This is a genomic window from Acetobacter sp. JWB (assembly GCF_003323795.1).
Lineage (GTDB): Bacteria > Pseudomonadota > Alphaproteobacteria > Acetobacterales > Acetobacteraceae > Acetobacter > Acetobacter oryzifermentans.
Genome location: NZ_CP030871.1, coordinates 139,555 through 160,934 on the forward strand (window position 1 = coordinate 139,555; position 21,380 = coordinate 160,934).

Genomic DNA, 21,380 nt, shown 5'->3' on the forward strand with positions numbered 1-21,380 from the left:
CCGTGGCATCTCGTAGATGTTGAGGGTGAGTTTTTTATTACGTGTCTGGCGTCTTTTTGTGTTTCGTGGTTTGTGGTGGTTTATAGCCTGTTTTTGCACGCTTTTGGTGGTGTAAACAGGTGCGGAAATAAAAATGGCGCGTCAGGGATGTTGCGTGGGGCTGATGAGCATGCTAGAGGCCGCGCCGATGGTTGCGTGCTGTAAGGCCTTTAACGGATAAGCTGCGGCACCGTCAGAGTTTGTTAGTGTGGAATGCCGGCGCGCACAGAAGGAAAGAACCAAAAGAGTGGTGGCCTCGGGCGTAACGACAGCACAACCGGTTGCTTTTGCTTCCAATGGTCTTGAAGGCCGTTATGCAACGGCGCTTTATGATCTTGCAGCCGAACAGCGCCAGTTGGATGCAGTGCTTGATGAAGGTGCCGCACTTGCGCGCCTGATTGATGAAAGTGCGCCTTTGCGCACAGTCCTGGAAGACAGGCGTCTTGATGTCCTTGTATCTCGCAAAGCCGTTTTGGCTGTGCTTGAGGCGCAGGGGTTCGGGCAGACTCTTCGTAATTTTGTAGGCGTTGTGGCTGATAACCGCCGCCTGCCTGTTTTGCGCCGGATTCTGGCTGCGCTTGATGCGTTGGCTGTTTCCCGCCGGGGTGAAGTGGTGGCAGAAGTTGCCAGCGCTTATCCGCTTACGCCTGAGCAGCGTGCCCAAGTGCAGGCACGGCTGGCAGAAGCCGGATACTCCCGTATTAATATTCGCGAGCGTGTCGATTCCTCCCTCCTCGGCGGTTTGGTCGTGCGGGTGGGGGCAAAGCTTTATGACGCCAGCCTTAAGACTCGCCTGTTTCGTTTGCATTACGCCATGAAGGGAGCCGCGTGATGGAAATCCGTCCCGCAGAGATTTCGGATATCCTCAAGCAGCAGATTGCCTCGTTCGACAAGGAATCTGATGTTGTCGAAACCGGCACGATTCTGTCTGTTGGAGACGGTATTGCCCGTGTGTTCGGCCTGCAGAATGTAATGTCAGGCGAACTGGTGGACTTTCCGACCGCCGGTCAGAAGGGCATGGCCCTGAACCTGGAAAGCGATAACGTCGGTATCGTTATTTTTGGTGACGACACCAACATCCGTGAAGGTGACACGGTCACACGTTCCGGCATGGTGGTGAGCGTCCCTGTCGGTAAGGGGCTTCTTGGTCGTGTTGTTGATGGTCTGGGTAACCCGATCGACGGCAAAGGCCCACTGACGGACGTTGAGTTGCGCCGCGCTGAAGTAAAAGCGCCGGGTATTATGCCGCGTCAGTCCGTGCATGAACCTATGCAGACCGGTATTAAGGCTATTGATGCCCTCGTGCCAGTTGGTCGCGGTCAGCGTGAACTGGTGATTGGTGACCGTCAGACTGGTAAAACCACCATTCTGACAGACACTATTCTTGCCCAGAAAACAGTGAATGATGAAGGTGACGATAAAAAGTCACTGTACTGCATTTACGTTGCCGTCGGTCAGAAGCGTTCCACAGTTGCGCAGCTTGTGCGTCTGTTGGAAGAAAAAGGCGCGATGAAATATTCCATCGTCGTTGCGGCCACGGCATCTGACCCGGCTCCGTTGCAGTATCTGGCGCCTTATGCTGCTTGCGCAATGGGTGAATACTTCCGTGACAACGGTATGCATGCCCTGATCTGCTACGATGATCTTTCTAAGCAGGCTGTGGCTTATCGTCAGATGTCCCTGCTGCTGCGTCGTCCGCCAGGCCGTGAAGCTTATCCGGGTGACGTGTTCTTCCTGCATTCCCGTTTGCTGGAACGCGCTGCGAAGATGTCTGACGAATATGGCGCTGGTTCTCTTACGGCTCTGCCTGTTATTGAAACACAGGCTGGTGACGTTTCTGCCTATATTCCGACAAACGTTATTTCCATTACAGATGGTCAGATCTTCCTTGAAACCGACCTGTTCTATCGCGGCATTCGTCCTGCGGTAAACGTGGGTGGCTCAGTGTCTCGTGTGGGTTCTGCTGCACAGATCAAGGCCATGAAGCAGGTTGCGGGTAAGATTAAGCTAGAACTAGCGCAGTATCGTGAAATGGCTGCGTTCTCTCAGTTTGCATCTGATCTTGATCCGGCAACTCAGAAGATGCTGGCACGTGGTGCTCGTCTGGTTGAGTTGCTGAAGCAGAGTCAGTCTTCTCCGCTTACCGTTGAAGAACAGGTTGTTGTGCTCTTTGCCGGCACCCGTGGTTTTGTTGATGGTATTGCTGTCGATAAGGTTGTGGGTTGGGAGCGTGCGCTGCTGAACGATGTGCGTAGCGCAGGTAAAGATATTCTGGATACCATTAAAAAGGAAAAGGCCATTTCCAAAGATTTGGAAGCGCGCCTGACAGAATACCTGACAACCTTCAACCGCAACTTTGCCGGCTAAGAGGGTAGAATCGTCCAATGGCTTCCCTGAAGGAACTCCGCGCGCGTATCGGAAGTATCAAATCGACACGGAAGATCACGAGCGCCATGAAAATGGTGGCGGCTGCTAAGCTGCGGCGGGCTCAGGCCAGTGCGGAAGCCGCAGCTCCCTACGCAGCGGCCATGCGCCGTATGCTAGGTGAGCTTGCTGCCGCTACAAAAGGTGAGGACGGTGGTCCACGTCTTTTGGCAGGCACAGGTCAGGATAAGGTGCATTTGTTAGTGCCTCTGACCAGTGATCGTGGGCTTTGTGGCGGTTTTAATTCCAATGTACATCGCTTAACAGTACAGACAATCCGTCGCCTTCAGTCTGAAGGTAAAACGGTTAAACTGCTTCCTGTTGGCCGTCGTGCATTTAACTTCTTCTCGCGTGATTATGCTGATCTTATCATTGATAAGGTTATCGGTGTCAGCGGTAAGGAAGTACCTTTTTCTGCTGCTAGCAATCTGGGTGAAAAAATCAACACCCTGCTGGAAGCAGGAGAAATTGATGTTTGTACCCTAGTGTTCAACAAGTTTAAAAACGCGATGACACAGGTGCCGACATGTCAGCAGCTGGTGCCCATGGTTATGGATGAGGCAGAAGAAAAACCTGCTGCGGCATCTAATGATGTGGCTCTGTATGAATTTGAACCAGATGAAGCAACGCTGCTGGAAATGCTGCTGCCGCGTAATCTGCAGGTTCAAATTTATGCTTCGCTGCTTGAAACCGCAGCGGGCGAGAACGGTGCCCGTATGACGGCAATGGATAACGCTACGCGTAATGCTGGCCGTTCCATTGATAGTCTGAGCAAGGTTTATAACAGAACCCGCCAGACAAATATTACTAACGAATTGATCGAAATCATTTCGGGCGCACAGGCTGTCTGAGCCCGCTCGTTTGCCCCGCAGGAGCTGACCCATGTCGGATACCACAACCCAGACCCAGGCCCCTGCGGCCACGAAGACCAATGCAGTTGGCCGCATTACCGAGATTAAGGGCCCGGTTGTTGACGTACAGTTCGAAGGTGAACTGCCTAAAATTCTGAATGCCTTGCACGTCAAGCTGGGTGATCAGACACTGGTGCTGGAAGTTGCTCAGGAAATTGGTGAGCACGAAGTGCGCTGCATTGCCATGGACAGCACAGACGGTTTGGTCCGTGGTGCAGAAGTGGCTGATACAGGCGCACAGATTACTGTGCCAGTTGGCCCAGAAACACTCGGCCGTATCCTAAACGTTATTGGTGAGCCGATTGACGAAAAAGGTCCTATCCCGACCTCTCGTCGTGCGCCTATTCACCGTCAGGCACCTTCTTTCGAAGATCAGGCTGCCGCATCAGAAATTCTGATGACCGGTATTAAGGTTGTTGATCTGCTCTGCCCTTACCTTAAAGGTGGTAAGATTGGCCTGTTCGGTGGTGCCGGTGTGGGCAAAACCGTGATTATTCAGGAACTGATCAATAACATTGCAAAGGCGCACGGTGGTGTGTCCGTATTTGCTGGTGTTGGTGAACGTACCCGTGAAGGGAACGACCTGTATTACGAAATGCAGGATGCTGGCGTTATCAAGCTGGGTGAAAACGGTTCTACCGAAGGCTCCAAAGTGGCGCTTGTATTCGGGCAGATGAACGAACCGCCGGGTGCCCGTGCCCGTGTTGCTCTTACCGGTCTGACACTGGCTGAATACTTCCGTGACGAAGAAAATCAGGACGTTCTGTTCTTCGTTGATAACATCTTCCGCTTCACACAGGCTGGTTCGGAAGTGTCCGCTCTGCTGGGCCGTATTCCTTCTGCTGTGGGTTATCAGCCTACGCTGGCTACAGAAATGGGCGCCCTGCAGGAACGTATTACGTCCACTAAAAAGGGCTCTATTACATCTGTGCAGGCCGTGTACGTGCCAGCGGATGACTTGACTGACCCTGCTCCGGCCGCGACCTTTGCCCACTTGGACGCAACCACGGTTCTTAACCGTTCAATTGCAGAAATGGGTATTTACCCAGCAGTGGACCCGCTGGATTCTACATCACGTGCTCTGGATCCGCAGATTGTTGGTCAGGAACATTATGATGTGGCCTGTGAAGTGCAGCGTATTCTGCAGACCTACAAATCTCTGCAGGACATCATCGCCATTCTGGGTATGGATGAACTGTCTGAAGACGATAAACTGATTGTGGCACGTGCCCGTCGTATTCAGCGCTTCCTGTCTCAGCCGTTCCATGTGGCAGAAGTGTTTACGGGTGCGCCGGGTAAGCTGGTTTCCGTGGCTGATACCGTACGTTCCTTTAAAGCCATCTGTGCTGGCGAATATGACGATCTGCCAGAAGCCGCTTTCTACATGGTGGGTTCTATTGAAGATGTTATTGCCAAGGCCGAAAAACTGAGGGAGTCGGCCTAACAGCCGGCTTCGGGAAGGAGCGCATTCATGCCGATCCAGATTGAGATAATCAGTCCTGAAAAGGTTCTGGTGTCGCGTGAAGTAGATATGGCTGTCCTGCCTGGCATGGAAGGTGATATTGCCGCCATGCCAGAACGGGCACCCATGATGCTTCTTCTGCGTGGTGGTATTGTTGCCCTGTATGACGGGGATACAGTGAAGGATCGCTACTTTGTTGGCGGTGGCTTTGCAGACATTACCCCAACACGTTGTACCGTACTGGCTGATAAGGCTGTGCCGGTAAGCGAAATTTCTATCGATAATGCAACAGCTCAGCTAGAAGCATTGTCTGAAGCTTGGGATCAGGCAGATAAGACGGATACAACCCGCCTTAGCGTTCTGCAGGATCAGATTCAGGCTGTACGTGCTGAAATCGAAGCCGGCTCTCCAGCTAACTGAGGTTGGTGCAAGTATCATAAAAAAAAGCCACCTATATGGTGGCTTTTTTTTATGCCTTTTAGCCGCGGCCTCGATAAGTAGGTACATCTTGTGCAGGTACCCATACACCAGCGGGTGGTTCACCCGTTTGCCAGAATACATCAATGGGAATACCGCCGCGAGGGTACCAGTAGGCACCTATTCTCAGCCAGCGTGGTGCTAACCTTTCAACAAGGGTATTCGCAATCTGGATTGAGCAGGCTTCATGGAAAGCACCATGGTTACGAAAGCTGGTCAGGTACAGTTTGAGTGATTTGCTTTCTACAATCCATTGATCCGGCACATAATCAATCACAATGTGTGCAAAATCAGGCTGGCCGGTAATGGGGCAAAGCGAAGTGAATTCTGGTGCAGTGAATCGCACCAGATAGTGTTTGTCTGGATAAGGAGCTGGCACACGTTCCAGAATGGCTTCTTCTGGACTTTGTGGGGCAGCAACTTGTTTGCCAAGTTGGGTTAGCTGGTTGCGGCCATCGTCTGGTGGGTTCATTTTGTGCTCCTGCACATGTGGTTTTTTGCAGATGTTCCGTGAGTCGGCTCTTTCGTCAAGTTTCACGTGTAACGTTTGGTCACTTCTTTTTCTAACGGTCTGGATGTATGAAGAAAAACATGGCCAGATCAGCAACACCTGCATTTCCTCCCGCGCGTCTTATTTCCTCTACTCAGGAGTTAGAGGCGGCTCTTGCACCTTTCCATAATGAAAGCTTCGTAACGGTTGATACGGAGTTTATGCGGGAGCAGACATACTGGCCGGAACTCTGCCTGGTTCAGATTGGCGCAACTCATGATATCGTGTTGATAGATGCGCTGGCTGAAGGTATTGACCTTACCCCGCTGAAAAATCTTTTTGCAGATACAGCGGTGCTCAAGGTGTTTCATGCTGCCCGGCAGGATCTGGAAATTTTTCTGCATCTGTTTGATGCCTTACCGACTCCGCTTTTTGATACGCAAGTGGCGGCAATGGTGGCCGGGTTTGGAGATCAGGTTGGGTATGACAGTCTGGTTGGCTCTCTTACTGGGCATATGATTGATAAAAGCCACCGTTTTACAGATTGGTCTGTACGCCCCCTGTCTCCTGCTCAGCTTACATATGCTGCAGGCGATGTAACGTGGCTGCGCTTGGTTTATGAACGGCTTGTTAAAAAACTGGAGCAGGAACAGCGTTTGGATTGGGTTGCGGCAGAAATGGCCGAGCTGGAAGATCCAGCCACATTTCGTCCCGATCCTGAAAAACAGTGGGAGCGTTTACGCGCCCGCACCAATAACCGGCGTATGCTTGCTGTTTTGCGTGCCATTGCAGCTTTGCGTGAGCGGGAAGCGCAACGGGTAAATGTTCCGCGCCAACGGCTTGTGAAAGATGAGAGTCTGCTGGAAATTGCTGCAACGACTCCTTCAACTCCCGAAGCTTTAACCCGTGTTCGAGGTGTTTCTCGCGGGTTGGCAGAAGGGCGTACAGGGCACGCCTTGTTGCAAGCTATCAAGCAGGCACAGGCTTTGCCAGACTCGGAGCTGCCGCGTTCTCCGCGTGGCAAAAGCAAAGATACGCCACGGCCTTCTGCATCGTTGGTGGCATTGTTGAAGGTGCTTTTAACATCTTGCTGTGAAAAGCACGATGTCGCCCCGCGTTTGGTGGCCTCTGCTGATGATCTGGACGCCTTGGCGTTAGATCCTTCTCAGCCTCATGCCGTGTTGGCCGGGTGGCGGCGCAAGGTGTTTGGTGAAACAGCGCAGGCTTTGTGCGAAGGGAAAATAGCCTTATGCGTAAAGTCTGGCCGCGTTGTGGCTATTCCGCAGAATATGGATGTGCCTTCCGCTTAAAATAAAAGCAGAAGGCACAAAGCTGTTAGGCTTAGAAGCCCATTTCTTCCCACAGGTTAGAAAGTGGGCGCGCGCCGTAGTGTGAGATAATTTCAGAAGCAGCAACGGAAGCCAGACGGCCACATTCAGGCAATGTGCGGCCAGATGTCAGACCCGCCATAAAGCCAGCGGCGTAGGCATCTCCAGCACCTGTTGTATCCACAACCTGGGTTGGCACGGGGGCAACTTTGGTCATCTGTCCATCGTGCAGCACAACACTTCCTAAGCCGGAACGTGTGAGTGCTGCAAAGGTTGTGTCTTGCGCGGTATGGCGTGCGGCAACGTCAAAGTTTTCTGTTTCGTACAGAGCGCAGATTTCATCCTCATTTGCAAAAAGAATGTCTACATGGCCCTTCACAAGATCCAGAAAAGCCTGACGGTGACGGCCAACGCAGAACGGGTCTGAAAGAGAAAGAGCCACTTTGCGCCCGGCTGCGTGCGCCAGAGCTGCGGCGCGGCGGAATGCTTCCTGCGCATGCGGTGGGTCAAACAGATACCCTTCCAGATACACAATGCTGGAATCTGCAATCATGTCTGGCAGCACATCTTCTGGCGTAAAGCAGGTGCATGCACCCAGATAGGTTGCCATTGTGCGCTGCCCATCTGGCGTAACCATAACAATGCAACGTGCTGTTGGCAGGTTATCAAAAACCTGGGTGTTCAACGGCGCAGATGGAAAGGTAATGCCATTGCCACGCATATCTTCGGTAAACTGCTTACCGGCATCATCCCGCGCAACTTTACCCAGATAAGCAACGCGCGCGCCAAATTGGGCTGCCACAACGCAGCTATTTGCCACAGAACCGCCACCCATAATTTGCTCTGGAGTAAGGAGAGCCTGCAATGTATTGGCCCGGTCTGCATCAATCAGCGTCATGCTGCCAGGGGTTAGGCCTTGTTTTTGTAGAAAAGTGGGTTCTACGCGGGCAAGAATATCCGTAATGGCATTACCAATGCCGAGGATGTCATATTTTACATCTGAAACAGTCATGATAGCGGAAGATTTTCCTGAAAAATTTCACATACCAACTGTTTCGCTACAGTGCTGCCATAAAAAGGGCAACACTAGGGCGTATGGAATGCTTGCCGCAGAACCGCCTGGCTGTATAAGAAAATGAGCACATGGCGAGACGGTTTGATGCGGGCGGGTGCCTGAGCAGTGGGGCCCGTCCAATAGTGAACAGCCAGCAAGGCGGGGGATTTTCTTGTTTAAAAGACGTAAGCCCGAAGATAATCGGCCATCTGAGCAGTCCGGTTCCGCCAGTCAGGCGGGCGCGCAGCGTTCCGCTGGCGGGTTTGGTTCCATTTTTTCTTCTAATCCAGCGGGAACGCCAGCAAAACCTGCGCCCCGCCCTGATACAGTAAAGGAGACCTCATCCATGGGTCGTGCGCCTCTTCCTTCCGGTTCCCCTCTTCCTTCCGGTGCGGGCTTGCCGCCATTTCCTGGTGCGGCCGCAGCGCGTGGTATGCCGCAGCAACCTCAGCAGCCTAAAAAGGATGAGCCGGAACAGCGCACCTTGGTGGTTGGGCGTGGCATTAGCGTGCAGGGAACCGTGCAGGATGCAGAACGCCTTGTGGTTGAAGGCACTGTTGAATCCAGCATGATTACAGCCAAGGAACTGGTGGTTAAGCCCGGTGGCCTGTTCCGCGGTGGTGTGGAAGTGGAAAATGCAGAAATTGCAGGCACCGTTGATGGCACGCTGACGGCGCGTGGTAGCCTGACATTGCAGGGTAGTGGCCGTTTGTTGGGTAAGGCTGCCTGCCATCGTCTGAAGGTTGAAGATGGCGGCCAGATTACTGGTCAGCTGGAAATGCTGAGCGGTGATTCCGCTTCCAAGCCAGCTTCTGCAACGCCGGCTCCAGAAAAGCCCGCAGCAGCAGCCGAAGGCTGATATTACAACGCCCCTGACTTGCCCCTGAAGGCCGGTTGTATAAGGCCTTCAGGGGATAGGGTTTATTATTTTAGAAAAACAAGGTTTAGGCGACGTTATCGCGCCTGTCACGCAGCCTTACATAGGCAATTTGCGCATGTTCCTCACAATACGGTTTGCCCGGTATTGGGGTGGCGCCACAAAAATGGAAGCCCGGCGTGCCGGGGTCTCCGATCGGCCAGCAGCAAGATGGGCCGCGGCGCTTTTGGGGTTCTGGATCAGAAATGCTGCGCAAAGGGGCCTTGGGCTTGCTTTTGCTGGAAGCCGCAGACTTTTCCTTTTTTGCAGGTTTTTCTTCTGCCACAGGGGCGGCAGTTGCAGCAGGTGGAGTTGAACGGGCAGGCGTAGGCGGTGTGGCTGTCTGTTTTTCTGTTTCACCTACCGGGGCTGCTTCGGCCTGTTTTACAGGCTGGGCAGGCGTTGCCGTTTGTGCCGTAGCAGGAGTGGCTGCTGCCGGGGTTTCAGCTTTCTCTGCTGTTTTGGGTTTGGCATTGCGCCGAATGGGGGATGGCCGTGGTGGCAATCCCAAACGATGCGCCTTTCCGACAACCGCATTTTTGGTGATGGAAAGACGCCTACCAATTTCTGCCGTTGAAAGACCTTCCGCCCATAATGCCTTGAGCTGGGCGATAATTTCTTCGGTCCACTCCATTTACGGCCACCTTACTATAAATATTGCATCGTTCGCGGGTAAAATACCACGCTTTCAGTCGCGGATATATTACGGTGATGCCCGTTTCATCTCAAGAAGAAAGCCTGCAAGACAGGATACACCACAAGAATAAGTTGGGTATGGGGGTTAATCCGGCTTGCTTGGGGTATCTGATGTTCCCAGTAAATCATCTGTCAGTGTGATGGAAGATTGTGTGGGTGGAACAGGATAAATGGGTTTATGGCTAAAAGTTTTCCAGCCCACAAACAGGATGATGGCCAAGATAGGAATACAGGCTACAGAGAATGATCCTGTTGGGTAATCAAACGCCATAAGCACAATGATGCTGCAAAAAAACAAAATAGTTGCCCAAGATGTAAAGGGTGCGCCTGGCATGGCAAATCCGGTGGGGGCAATACGGCCAGCATTAATGGCTTGCCGCAGCTTGATCTGGCTAAGCAGGATAAAGCACCAGGTGCTGATAATACCCAGAGAGGCCAGATTAAGAACAATTTCAAAGATTTGCGAAGGCAGCAGATAGTTCAGAAAAACGCCAACAAGGTAAATGCCCACGGTTGTCAAAATGGCGGCCGAAGGAACGGATTGCTTGCTCATATGCGTCAGATAACGCGGGGCGGAGCCATTAAGTGCCAGAGCGCGTAAAACGCGGCCCGTGGAATACAAGCCAGAGTTCAAGCTGGAAAGTGCTGCCGTAAGCACCACAATATTCATAATGGTATCCACGCCCGATATACCCAGATGTGAGAAAAATGTTACAAATGGGCTGGTGCCAGCCTGATAGGCAGACCAAGGCAGCAGAAGAACCAGCAGAGTAACAGTGCCAACATAAAAAATGGCAATGCGCCACATTACGTTATTGATGGCGGTGGGTAGAACGGTGCGTACATCTTGGCATTCACCAGCGGCAGTGCCGATCATTTCTATGCCTGAATAGGCAAAAATCACCCCTTGCGTGAGTGCTAACGCAGGCAGAATACCATGGGGAAACCAGCCGCCATGCTGTGTAATCAGGTTCAAGCCTGTTGTGTGGTGATCTACTGGCACACGTAGGCCCAAAATGGCACTTCCGATCACAAGAAAGAGAACCAGAGCGACAATTTTGATAAGGGAAAACCAGAACTCCATTTCCCCAAACCATTTCACGCCAATCAGGTTCATGCCGGTTATGAGCAAGAGCGCCAGCATGGCAAATACCCATTGGGGCATGTGCGCAAAAGTTCCCCAGAAATGCATGTAAAGTGCTACGGCGGTGATATCGACAATGCCTGTCATGGCCCAGTTGAAAAAAGACATGGCGCCAGCAATGTAAGACGCCTTGGGGCCCAGGAATTCTAAAGTATAGGAAACAAAGCTGCCGCTGGTGGGGCGATACATAACTAACTCACCCAAAGCGCGCAGCATCAGAAAACAAAAAATCCCGCACACCAGATAAATAAGAGCTAGTGAAGGCCCCACAGCCTGCAAGCGCCCACCCGCGCCTAAAAACAGGCCAGTACCAATAGCGCCACCAATGGAGATCATCTGGATTTGCCGTTTGTTAAGGGCGCGGTGATAACCTTCTGATGTATGTGATGGTGTTGCGTGCGGAGTAGATGTTTTGTCTGGCATACAAACATTCCATGCAGATAGAAATTCTGTATTTTCACAATAAATTGAAAATACAGAATCAATTTATACAGAAATGCAAAAGGTTATCTAAGTTCTTGCATATCAACCGTTATTTTAACGCAACATATAAAATAAGTGCTGTCAATCCAGCTTGTGGGTAGAGCTTGATCTTACAGAAGGTTTGAGAAGATTTTGCCGTGTGAAATGCCCAACCCGAACTGTTCACCTTCAGAAATTTCTGTTGGCATTGGTGTTGTAATATCAAGTGTTCTTTCGGTGGTCTGCACGGTATAATGATACAGCCCATTGGGGTTGCGGCTACGAGAAAGGATGCGAGCAGCACCTTGGCCGCTTATAAACTGCACATCGCAGGGGCGGATAAATGCGGTTGTTTTTCCGTTTTTTGCAGTTACCGGAAATGGCAGAGTATCCGTATCTTCAGGGATAAACTCTCCCTTTCGTATTTCTCCTGCAAATTCGAGTGTTTCCCCCAGAAACTGCATGACAAACGGTGTTTGCGGAGAGGTATTCAGGGTGTCAGCGTCAGCATCTTGCACAATACGACCATCCTGCATAACCACAAGCCTATCAGCGATATCCAAGGCCTCTTCATGATCATGCGTAACCAGAATAGTTGTAAGCCCCAGCTTATCATGGAGTTCTCGTAACCATCGGCGGATGGTACGGCGTACAATCGGGTCTAACGCTCCAAAGGGTTCATCTAACAAAAGCAGCTTGGGTTCTGTTGCAAGGGCGCGCGCCAGAGCAACACGTTGCCGTTGTCCACCAGAAAGTTGATCTGGGCGGGCATCCGCCAAATGCGGAAGCTGTATAAGTTCAAGCAAGTCTTGCACGCGGGCCGCAATAGCTGTGCGATCTGGGCGCTGCTTACGTGGCAGAACATCAAGCCCAAAAGAAATATTGCGCGCCACGCTCATATGTCTGAACAACGCATAGTTCTGGAAAACAAAGCCAGTTTTGCGTTTTGGAAGATCAGAATGACCAATGGGGAGGTTATCAATCAGCAACTGCCCTTCATATACCGGAGACAGGCCACCAATAGCGCGTAGTAAAGATGTTTTGCCTGCGCCAGAAGGGCCAACCAATGCAATAAAGGCACCGTCTTCCACTGTCAGATTGATATTATCCAAAATCTTACGGGTGGAACCAGGAGCATATTGAGTAAAAGAGTGCAGGTTAACGCTCATGAAGGTTGTTTCCTAAAAGAATGCTCAAATATTGTGCGAAGCAAAACTGTGCTCATGGCACACAAGGCCAGAAGTGCCGCCATGCTGAAGGCGGCTACGGTTTGATATCCATTGTAAAGTGTTTCGATATGTAAGGGCATGGTTTCTGTAACACCTGGGATATGGCCTGAAACAACGGAAACAGCACCAAATTCACCAATGGCGCGGGCGGTAGTAAGCAGGATGCCAGAAAGCAGGGCCCAGCGTGCATCTGGCAGGGTGACTTGCCACAAGGTTTGCCAGAAATTTGCACCCAGCAAAAATGCGGCTTCTTCTGCATCGCGGCCTTGCTGTTCCATATAGGGCATAAGAGTACGCGTGACGTAAGGAAACGTTACAAACAGGGTGGCCAGCACGATGCCGGGCACGGCAAAGGCAATTTGCATATTATGGGCAGCTAACCAATTACCCCACCAACCTTCCTGCCCAAACAACAATAGCCATATGAGACCGGCAATGACGGGGGATACACTGATCGGAAGTTCTATCAACATGATGAGAAAGCGTTTGCCTACAAAAGAATATTTTGTCAGGCACCAAGCTGCCGCAATGCCGCCAAGTGTGTTTGTTACGGTCACAATTACGGTAACAAACGCGGTTAACCGAATAGCAGAGAGGGCATCCGGTTCCAGCAAGGCAGACAGGGCGGCATGAACCCCTTGCCTGAGTGCTTCTGTAAAAATGAGCACAAGTGGCAGCAGAAGCATCAGCAGCACAACAGCGTAACTGCACCCGCAAAGAATAAAGCGGTTTATGGAAAAGCGTGCGGTTGTCATTTTACCTCTTCCATAACAAGTCCGCGTGAAACACGTAGGCGTAAGAAACTCACACCTCCCAAGCAAACCAAAGCGGTGAGTAGAAGCAGAACAGCAATAGTTGTTGCGCCAGAATAATCGAATTCCTGTAGACGCATTACAATGAGCAGGGGGGCGATTTCACTGCGGAAAGGTTGATTGCCTGCAATAAAGATAACGGAGCCATATTCACCAATACAGCGCGCAAAGGCCAACCCAAAACCGCTTAATGTTGCCGGAAGAATGGCGGGTAGAATAACACGATAAAATTTCTGAAAAGGCGTTGCTCCAAGCAAGAAGGCTGCTTCTTCTATCTCTGATGGAAAATTTTGTAATACGGGTTCAATGGTGCGTACCAAAAATGGTAGGCCCACAAACATCAGGGCAATAACAATACCAGTTGGTGTAAAAGCCACTTGTAAACCAGCATGTGCTAGCAGCTTTCCCATCCAGCCATTAGGCCCGTACAAAGTTGCAAGAGTAATGCCAGTTACAGCTGTGGGGATAGCAAAAGGCAGATCAATGCAGGCGTTGATAATTTTATAACCCGGCGGACGAAGCCGCACCAATGTCCACGCCAACAGAATGCCTAACGGTAAATCAAGCAAAGCTGCAAAAAGCGCACAACCAAAGCTAACACGAAAGGCGGCAAATACCCGGGTATCATGCAGGGTTTGCAAGATAGCCGTTGTACCATCCTGCCAAGGGCGTACTATAAGGGCCAACAAAGGCAGAATAACAAGCAATCCTACCCATAAAAGCGTGATGCCAAAGGTAAGCGGAAAGCCGGGTAGAGTATGGCGGCGCAGAAAAAACATGGGCAAGCAGATAAATCCATCGTGGAGGCGCGTTATACATATGATTTGTTTTGAAAATGGAATATGCCATGCAGCATACTCTAGGGGTCAAACCATGCTGGGTCTTCAGAGCCTTTCCTTACGCTGAATGTTATTAAAACCTATCCCATCGCAGGAAATAACAAAATACGAAAAATATACGTGCTAAGGGTTTTCCGCGATTCTTTAGGGGAATGCTCAGTGAGCTAAAAATTTTTCTAAGCGGAGAAATTTTATTAATGCATTGATTAAAAAGAAAAAATTAACATGCAAAAAATTTTGTTGTTAAAAAAAATAACCATTTTTCATGGTTTATTATTGCGTAGTTGTGTATTTGCTCATAATGTCTTTTCAAGCTACAACGCGGCAGAATCACAAAGGGTGATATGCATGTATCCGGTTTGTTTACGAATGTGCTGTGCGGTTCGATGTCGTGCCGCCAAGGTGTCTGAAGATACACCTGTTTTCTTTTTCTGATCTGGCCGGATAATCAGTTTGCCGGCTGGGTGTTTCTTTATCCAGAGGCATTAAAATGCTGGAATCTCAGATTGTCGAAGTAAACGGTACTTTTTTGGGTACTGTTATTTTAGAAGCAGACCGTTCTACGCGTCGTTTTTATGCGGCGCATGAAAGCGTAAAATCTTTACATAACAGCAGATTTACGCAGGCAGATAATCCAATATTGTCTGTTACATGTGTGTTTCGCCGTGTAGGCCAAGGGCGGGGTGGAATGCGCGCCTAAAAACAGGTTTTCGTGTATTGCAACAGCCAAGCCTATCTATTGTGTGTATGCAGAAATAAAAACCTTTCCAAACAGTGTTTTATGTTTTGACAGGAAGGGATACTGCAAGCTAAATAGTTCTTGGTTCGAAATAATATACGTAAAATTTTATTCAAGTAAAGCAACAAGTATTTCCCGTGTGAGATAAAAACAACCAAAAGGTTGTTGGGGGCGCTTAATGACTGGTTCCGTTCGTTCTGGTTTTTTGCTGACAACAGCCATATCTGGTCTGTTTTTTCCATGCGTATTGCATGCAGAAACATCGGAGTCTGAAGTTGCAGCCTTGCGGCGTGAAATGGCCATGATGCGCCGTGATATGCAGGGTGAAATTCATCGCTTGCAAATGCGTGTTGCGCGCTATGAGCATGTTGCGCAGGGTAAGGGAAATGCCGCCAAGGTGGCATCTGGTGCTTCGCATCCACATCTTGTGGCGGCTGGGCCAGAAGAGCCCCAGCCAGTATTTGCAGAAGAACCTTCTCATCCTGTGCATCATGGCCCCCGCACAGGTTCGGAAGCGCATCCTGCTTTGCCGGAAGGCCCAGTTGCTTCTTGGGCAGAGTTTAAGGCGGCTTCTGCAAAGGAAGAAACGGTTCATATTGGTGGCATTCAAGTTGGTTTTCCAAAAGGACGCCCAACTATTGCTTCGGATGATAAAGCCTACGCATTTTCCATTGGCTTGTTAGCTCAGGAAGATGTGGGTGGGTTTTTTGGAATGTCTCCACGAAATGGAGAAACCAAAGGGAATTTCAATTCATTAACACAAAATGCGCGTCGTCTGCGGCTCTATCTTTCATGGCGGTATAAAGACTGGGTTGTGAACGTAACGCCAGATTTTGGGTCCAGCAGTGTTGATGGAACAGTGGGCTTGTTTGAAGCAAACCTAAACTACACAGGATTGCGGAACACAACGCTTACAGTTGGGTATTTTCAGCCGCGTATGGAAGAAGAAAGTGCGGAGCGTTCAGGCGCTTTCGAATTTTTGGAACGCCCAACTATTGTGGATCTGGTGCGTAACCTTGCTGGTGGTGTGGCACGCTTTAGTGTTGGTGGTGAGCATTACGAAAAACGCTGGCTTGTTTCGGGCTATTTCACGGGGCAGAAGTTTGGGGATCGCTCCAAGGATACCACAATTGTTGATAGTCAGACAGGCGCAGTTATCCGTGCAGCGGGTCGTCCTTATGTCTCAAAGGATATAGATGTGCATGTGGGAGCTGGAGCAACTTCTGTATTCAAGGTTAATGAAAACAGCAGTGGACGCCAGTTGAAATTGTCAGACAACATGGAAGTGCCTTTGGGGGAAACCAGTTTGCTAACATCAGGAGCCCTTACAGATGTTGCGCAAATCTGGGCCGCTGGGCCACAGTTGGCTTTGCGTTGGAAGCGCTTTTTGCTGAAAGGTGAATATTATCATATTGGCGTACAGCGTGACCATCAGGCGCAAACTGTTCATTTACCGTCTTTGGGTTTTGATGGTTGGTATGTGGCGGCAAATTATACAATTTTGGGAACACCAAGATCTTATAGTGAGAAAACGGCAGCATTTACTACACCCGGTGTAACGTATGACTTTGATCCGGCAACCGGGCACTGGGGCGCGCTGGAAGTTAGCGGGCGTTGGAGTGTAACAGACTTGTACGGTACGGAAAATCAAGGTGGAGCAGGTATTAACGGAAACCAGCAAACAGTCTGGCAGGGTGGATTTAACTGGTACCCTAATAGGCATATCAAGGTGATGTTGGATTACGCACACTTTATTGTATCACGCTCCAAGGGCGTATCTGGTGGCGTTAATCTGTTTGGGCGCGATGGAAATGCAGTTGTTGGCCGCGTGCAGGCGGCATTCTGAAAAACTGGTTTGAAGGTCTCATAATCATGAAAAATACAACCTTTTCTTTTTCTCGTCGTCACTTGCTTGTTGGGGCTGCAGCTTTAGGGGGTGGTGCCTTCTTGGGTGTACATGTAAAACAGGCGCAGGCTGCTTCTTTTAACCTTCTGAATGTATCCTACGATCCAACGCGTGAATTATATGCTGAAGTGGACAAGGCTTTTGCAAATACATGGCATCAGACACATCCAGAAGATAATGTAACTGTAAAAACAGCACATGGGGGATCTGGCGCGCAGGCGCGTTCTGTTCTGGAAGGTGTGCCAGCAGATGTGGTCACATTAGGTTTAGCCTATGATATTGATTTGCTTGCACAAAAAGGCCTGATTGCTACAGATTGGCAAACACGTTTGCCGCATAATTCTACCCCTTATACCAGCACAATTGTTTTTCTTGTGCGCAAGGGAAATCCGAAAAACATTAAGGATTGGCCAGATCTTGTGCGTGATGGTGTGCAGGTTATTACCCCCAACCCTAAAACTTCTGGGGGAGCACGTTGGAATTATCTGGCTGCGTGGGGATGGGCGTTGCATCAGAATAATGGTTCAGAAGATGCAGCAAAAACTTATCTCAAAAGCTTATTCAAGCATGTTCCCGTTTTGGATACTGGAGCACGTGGCGCAACAAACAGTTTCGTACAACGCCATTTAGGTGATGTTTTGCTTGCGTGGGAAGATGAAGCATTGATGGCAGCACGTGATATCGGGCCAGATCAGTTTGATATTGTCGTACCCTCACAAACTATTCTTGCAGAACCTCCTGTTTCTTTGGTGGATAAAAATGTGAAGGCACATGGTACAGAAGCTGTTGCCAAAGCATATTTGGAGTTTTTGTTTAGTCCGGAAGGACAAAAAATTGGTGCCAAACATTATTTTCGTCCGGTAGATCCGGCAGTGTTGGCGGACTATGGGCAGGTATTTCCAAAGGTCGAAACATTTGATGTCGCCAGTCTGGGGGGATGGACAAAGCTACAAAAAGACCATTTCTCAAACGGCGGTATTTTTGACAGTCTTTATAGATAGATATCTATCTATAAAGTATTTTTTTGATATTAGATGAAAGATGGCGCTGGCATGTATTGCTGGCGCCATGTTCGTGGGGAAACACCGCTCCATTTGCGGAATGCTCTGCTGAACGCACTCGTTTCTGAATATCCCAGTAGTCTGGCAATTTGGCTGATATCATTTTCTGGTTGTTGTAGAAACACACATGCCTGTTTATAGCGCGTGGTTTCTACCAGATCAGAATAAGATATTCCAAGATATGCAAGTCTTCTCTGCAAAGTCCAAACCGGCATGTTCATGCGCGCAGATAATTGGGTTAGATGGCCGCCTTCTGGTAAAATTTCTTCAAGTGCTAACAAAACATGCTCTTTAAAAGATATGTGCGGATGAGGTGTGCTGTATCCGTTGCGAGAGAGTGAGATAAGAGACGCTTTTACAATTTCCAGCGTATGCGGTTGTGCGTCTGGCATCGCGCATTCCAAACCAACATCACGGAAAATAAGAGCATTGGTCGGGCGGTCAAAGTGGATAGCAGCTTGAAAGGCATCTTGGTGCTCGTGCGCCTGCTCAGGTTGCGCATGTGCAAAATGCACTTCTTCTGGTTGCCACGTAGGCCCTAAAGCATAGCGTAGCACATTGCAAAACATGCCTAGTGTAAGTTCTGCATCTTGCCGTCGTTCTGTAATGGTTGGGTCTGTAATAGCGTATTCAAGTCGCAATAGGTTGCCTTGGCGCACAAGGCGTGTGTGCGTGCAGCTTTGATGGTAAATGAAATGCGTTGCAAGGTTATGAATGGCGTCTTTTGCCGTGGGTGAAAGAAGCGCCACAAACCCGATTAAACCCAATGTTTGCGGTTGAAACTGCTGCCCAAACCATAGCCCCAGATTACCGTTCTGGGTTTCCTTCGCGGCTTCAGTAAACAGGCGGCAATACGCGTTCAGGTTTAGCATATCCGTGGGCAAGGCTAATTTGCCCGGAGCCAACCCAGCGCGGCCAGCAATGCGGTCAATATCCCCTCCATGGCTTGTAATAAAGCCTTCTGCGCCAGAAGCAGCGGCGGCCATAACACCAGAGGCAGAAAAGGCGGGCAGGGGAGACATTGCTATCCTTTGTTTAAAGCGAGAGTGTGATCTGCAGCCTGCTTTGTTATGAAATGTTAAAAATATGTAGCGAGCAGTCAAGTCGCAAATCATTTCCATATGATATCATTCCGAAGTAGATATGATTTTAATGCATGCAGAAAGCGAGTCCTATCTCTTTCGCGTGTAGCTAAGGAGTTCCTTCAATGGTGTATCGTTGCATTCTGGGAGGTGAGACATACAGCTTCGATGATCTGAAAACGTTGCTGGCAGTTGCATCATCCGAACGCTCGGGAGACCAGTTGGCCGGTGTTGCGGCGCAGTCGGATGTACAGCGCATAGCTGCACGTTATGCCTTGGCGGATCTACCATTGCAGACATTTTTGGACGTTGCGCTCGTTCCGTATGAGGAAGATGAGGTGACGCGCCTTATTATGGATACGCATGATAAGGCCGCCTTTGCACCGCTTGCACATATGACAGTCGGTCAGTTTCGGGATTGGCTGCTCTCGCACGAAGCTGATACCGCAACACTTGCTGCTGTTGCACCGGGTATCACGCCAGAAATGGCTGCGGCAGTTAGCAAGTTGATGCGTAATCAGGATTTAATGAGCGTAGCGCGCAAAATTCGTGTGATCACAGGTTTTAGAAATACCATTGGTTTAGAAGGATGTTTGTCTTCTCGCTTGCAACCTAATCACCCTACGGATGATCTTAAGGGAATTGCTGCGTCAACACTGGATGGTTTGTTGTACGGTATGGGTGATGCTGTTATTGGCATTAACCCAGCTACAGATAGTGTAGCAAATGGCATGGCTTTACTGGATATGTTGGATCATGCGCGCCAGCGCTATGATATTCCGACACAGACCTGTGTGCTCACGCATGTAACCAATACATTGGAAATCATGAATAAGGGCGGAGCAGTAGATCTGGTTTTTCAATCTATTGCAGGTACACAAAAGGCCAATGAAGGATTTGGAATTAACCTTTCTATTCTGGCAGAAGCGCAAGATGCTGCGATAGGGCTTAAACGTGGCACGGTTGGCCAGAATGTCATGTATTTTGAGACGGGCCAGGGGGCGGCTCTTTCAGCCAATGCGCATCATGGTATGGATCAGCAAACAGCAGAGGCGCGGGCTTATGCTGTTGCGCGTACGTATAATCCCTTACTGGTAAACACAGTTGTTGGATTTATTGGTCCTGAATATCTGTATGATGGTAAGCAGATTATCCGTGCCGGTTTGGAAGACCATTTCTGTGCCAAGCTGTTAGGTGTGCCAATGGGGTGTGATGCCTGTTACACTAACCATGCTGAGGCGGATCAGGATGATATGGATAACCTGATGGTACTGCTTGGCGCAGCGGGTATTACCTTTCTGATAGGTGTGCCAGGCGCTGATGATGTGATGCTGAATTATCAGAGTCTTTCGTTTCATGACATTCTGACATTACGCAACTTGCTAGGGCTAAAGCCCGCTCCAGAATTTGCGACATGGTTAGAGCAAATGGAACTGTATGACGGCAAGCACAACCGCATGCGGGAACTAGCGCCGGGGCAAACCCGCCTTGGGCAGTTGGTTGGTGCAGTATGATGGATAAAAAACTGCTTTCTACGGAACCATTCATTCCAGAAAAACGTGATGACTGGCAAGATTTACGTCAGTTTACGCGGGCTAGAATTGGCTTGAGCCGTTCAGGAAATGCACAATGCACAAAAGATGTTTTGGCGTTTCAGGAATCGCATTCCAAGGCTCGGGATGCTGTGCATATTCCTTTGGATATTGCCTATTTACAGGTAGAAATGGGAGATGCGCCAATTATCTGCGTTTCCAGCCAAGCGCCAGATCGGCAAACTTATTTGCGTCGTCCAGATCTGGGGCGCAAGCTGAACGGCGCATCACTTGAGGTTTTGCCTCATGCAGACTGGGATGTTGTCTTTGTTGCAGCGGATGGACTGTCTTCTATTGCAATACAGAAAGAAGCCCTGCCGCTGTATCGGGCAATGTGCAAACGGTTGCTGGGGTGGCGTATTGCACCTTTGGTTGTGGCAACGCAAAGCAGAGTAGCTTTGGGTGATGAAATTGCCCAGACAATGGGCGCAAAAATTGTTGTCATGATGATTGGGGAGCGCCCCGGCTTAAGTGTTGCCGACAGTATGGGGGTGTATCTGACATATGCGCCTTATGTAGGCTGCCCAGATTCTTCCAGAAACTGTCTCTCAAATATTCATACATATGGCCTTTCTACGTCTGCTGCGGCTGACAAACTCACCTGGTTGATGCAGGAAGCCATGCGTTTGAAAGAAACAGGAATTGGTTTGAAAGATTCTTCCCCAGAGAATGGAATAATCGAAAATACACCGAAGATTTCTTGATAATTCTCTGACA

At 49.8% G+C, this 21,380-nt stretch carries 20 protein-coding genes; 12 read left to right on the forward strand and 8 right to left on the reverse strand.

The window, feature by feature from the left end; translation table 11 throughout:
* Positions 1–247: 247 nt before the first annotated feature.
* Genes atpH through atpC form a run of 5 tightly spaced genes read left to right on the forward strand, consistent with a single transcriptional unit; the run spans position 248 to position 5,256 of the window.
* A complete protein-coding gene (gene atpH / locus DS739_RS00675; RefSeq protein ID WP_006116700.1) occupies positions 248–871 on the forward strand; it encodes an ATP synthase F1 subunit delta in 624 nt (207 codons plus the stop codon).
* Positions 871–2,406: a F0F1 ATP synthase subunit alpha gene (gene atpA / locus DS739_RS00680; protein ID WP_035353893.1), complete on the forward strand. Its 1,536-nt coding sequence runs from the start codon at positions 871–873 to the stop codon at positions 2,404–2,406. The genes atpH and atpA overlap by 1 nt, the downstream gene beginning before the upstream one ends.
* Before the next feature lie 17 nt (positions 2,407–2,423).
* On the forward strand, positions 2,424–3,314 hold the full coding sequence (locus DS739_RS00685) for a F0F1 ATP synthase subunit gamma (protein ID WP_006116702.1): 891 nt from the start codon (positions 2,424–2,426) through the stop codon (positions 3,312–3,314).
* A 31-nt stretch (positions 3,315–3,345) separates the two neighbouring features.
* Positions 3,346–4,818 carry a F0F1 ATP synthase subunit beta gene (atpD, locus tag DS739_RS00690; RefSeq protein WP_006116703.1) on the forward strand — a complete coding sequence of 491 codons (1,473 nt, stop codon included), beginning with the start codon at positions 3,346–3,348 and terminating at the stop codon, positions 4,816–4,818.
* A gap of 27 nt (positions 4,819–4,845) precedes the next feature.
* Entirely contained in the window at positions 4,846–5,256 is a 411-nt protein-coding gene (gene atpC / locus DS739_RS00695; RefSeq protein WP_006116704.1) for an ATP synthase F1 subunit epsilon, read from the forward strand.
* Positions 5,257–5,314: 58 nt separating this feature from the next.
* Here atpC and queF read toward each other — a convergent pair whose 3' ends face one another.
* Positions 5,315–5,785, reverse strand: coding sequence for a preQ(1) synthase (gene queF, locus DS739_RS00700; RefSeq protein ID WP_035353890.1), 471 nt, complete (start codon positions 5,783–5,785; stop codon positions 5,315–5,317).
* A 119-nt stretch (positions 5,786–5,904) separates the two neighbouring features.
* Here queF and rnd point away from each other — a divergent pair, with 119 nt between their 5' ends.
* Positions 5,905–7,113: a ribonuclease D gene (gene rnd, locus DS739_RS00705; RefSeq protein ID WP_035353888.1), complete on the forward strand. Its 1,209-nt coding sequence runs from the start codon at positions 5,905–5,907 to the stop codon at positions 7,111–7,113.
* A gap of 31 nt (positions 7,114–7,144) precedes the next feature.
* Here the strand turns inward: rnd and DS739_RS00710 are convergent, their stop codons facing one another.
* The gene (locus DS739_RS00710; RefSeq protein ID WP_006116707.1) at positions 7,145–8,143 is read right to left on the reverse strand and encodes an adenosine kinase; all 999 of its coding nucleotides are present in this window, start codon (positions 8,141–8,143) and stop codon (positions 7,145–7,147) included.
* Between the two features lie 157 nt (positions 8,144–8,300).
* Between DS739_RS00710 and DS739_RS00715 the strand changes: the two genes are divergently transcribed.
* Positions 8,301–9,044: a polymer-forming cytoskeletal protein gene (locus DS739_RS00715; protein WP_006116708.1), complete on the forward strand. Its 744-nt coding sequence runs from the start codon at positions 8,301–8,303 to the stop codon at positions 9,042–9,044.
* An 85-nt stretch (positions 9,045–9,129) separates the two neighbouring features.
* On the opposite strand, the gene DS739_RS00720 is transcribed toward DS739_RS00715, so the two are convergent.
* The 5 genes from DS739_RS00720 to cysT all read right to left on the reverse strand — a co-directional run bounded on the left by DS739_RS00720 (position 9,130) and on the right by cysT (position 14,223).
* Positions 9,130–9,735, reverse strand: a complete 606-nt coding sequence (locus tag DS739_RS00720; protein WP_006116709.1) for a GcrA family cell cycle regulator — start codon at positions 9,733–9,735, stop codon at positions 9,130–9,132.
* Positions 9,736–9,882: 147 nt separating this feature from the next.
* Positions 9,883–11,364 (reverse strand): amino acid permease, encoded by a 1,482-nt coding sequence (locus tag DS739_RS00725; protein WP_006116710.1) that lies wholly within the window; start codon positions 11,362–11,364, stop codon positions 9,883–9,885.
* A 170-nt stretch (positions 11,365–11,534) separates the two neighbouring features.
* A complete protein-coding gene (locus tag DS739_RS00730) occupies positions 11,535–12,572 on the reverse strand; it encodes a sulfate/molybdate ABC transporter ATP-binding protein (RefSeq protein WP_006116711.1) in 1,038 nt (345 codons plus the stop codon).
* Positions 12,569–13,387 (reverse strand): sulfate ABC transporter permease subunit CysW, encoded by an 819-nt coding sequence (cysW, locus tag DS739_RS00735; protein WP_035353886.1) that lies wholly within the window; start codon positions 13,385–13,387, stop codon positions 12,569–12,571. Before cysW ends, DS739_RS00730 begins: the two co-directional genes overlap by 4 nt.
* Positions 13,384–14,223 (reverse strand): sulfate ABC transporter permease subunit CysT, encoded by an 840-nt coding sequence (gene cysT / locus DS739_RS00740; RefSeq protein WP_035353883.1) that lies wholly within the window; start codon positions 14,221–14,223, stop codon positions 13,384–13,386. Before cysT ends, cysW begins: the two co-directional genes overlap by 4 nt.
* Before the next feature lie 550 nt (positions 14,224–14,773).
* Here cysT and DS739_RS00745 point away from each other — a divergent pair.
* The 3 genes from DS739_RS00745 (at position 14,774) to DS739_RS00755 (ending at position 17,929) form a co-directional block, all read left to right on the forward strand.
* Positions 14,774–14,983: a hypothetical protein gene (locus DS739_RS00745; protein WP_006116714.1), complete on the forward strand. Its 210-nt coding sequence runs from the start codon at positions 14,774–14,776 to the stop codon at positions 14,981–14,983.
* Positions 14,984–15,200: 217 nt separating this feature from the next.
* Positions 15,201–16,868: an OprO/OprP family phosphate-selective porin gene (locus DS739_RS00750; RefSeq protein WP_035353879.1), complete on the forward strand. Its 1,668-nt coding sequence runs from the start codon at positions 15,201–15,203 to the stop codon at positions 16,866–16,868.
* Between the two features lie 26 nt (positions 16,869–16,894).
* The gene (locus DS739_RS00755) at positions 16,895–17,929 is read left to right on the forward strand and encodes a sulfate ABC transporter substrate-binding protein (protein WP_006116716.1); all 1,035 of its coding nucleotides are present in this window, start codon (positions 16,895–16,897) and stop codon (positions 17,927–17,929) included.
* A 29-nt stretch (positions 17,930–17,958) separates the two neighbouring features.
* On the opposite strand, the gene DS739_RS00760 is transcribed toward DS739_RS00755, so the two are convergent.
* Entirely contained in the window at positions 17,959–19,104 is a 1,146-nt protein-coding gene (locus DS739_RS00760) for an AraC family transcriptional regulator (RefSeq protein WP_170315321.1), read from the reverse strand.
* 92 nt (positions 19,105–19,196) lie between these two features.
* Here DS739_RS00760 and DS739_RS00765 point away from each other — a divergent pair, with 92 nt between their 5' ends.
* The gene (locus DS739_RS00765; protein WP_006116718.1) at positions 19,197–20,585 is read left to right on the forward strand and encodes an ethanolamine ammonia-lyase subunit EutB; all 1,389 of its coding nucleotides are present in this window, start codon (positions 19,197–19,199) and stop codon (positions 20,583–20,585) included.
* Entirely contained in the window at positions 20,582–21,367 is a 786-nt protein-coding gene (gene eutC / locus DS739_RS00770; RefSeq protein ID WP_006116719.1) for an ethanolamine ammonia-lyase subunit EutC, read from the forward strand. The genes DS739_RS00765 and eutC overlap by 4 nt, the downstream gene beginning before the upstream one ends.
* The last annotated feature ends 13 nt before the right edge of the window (positions 21,368–21,380 follow it).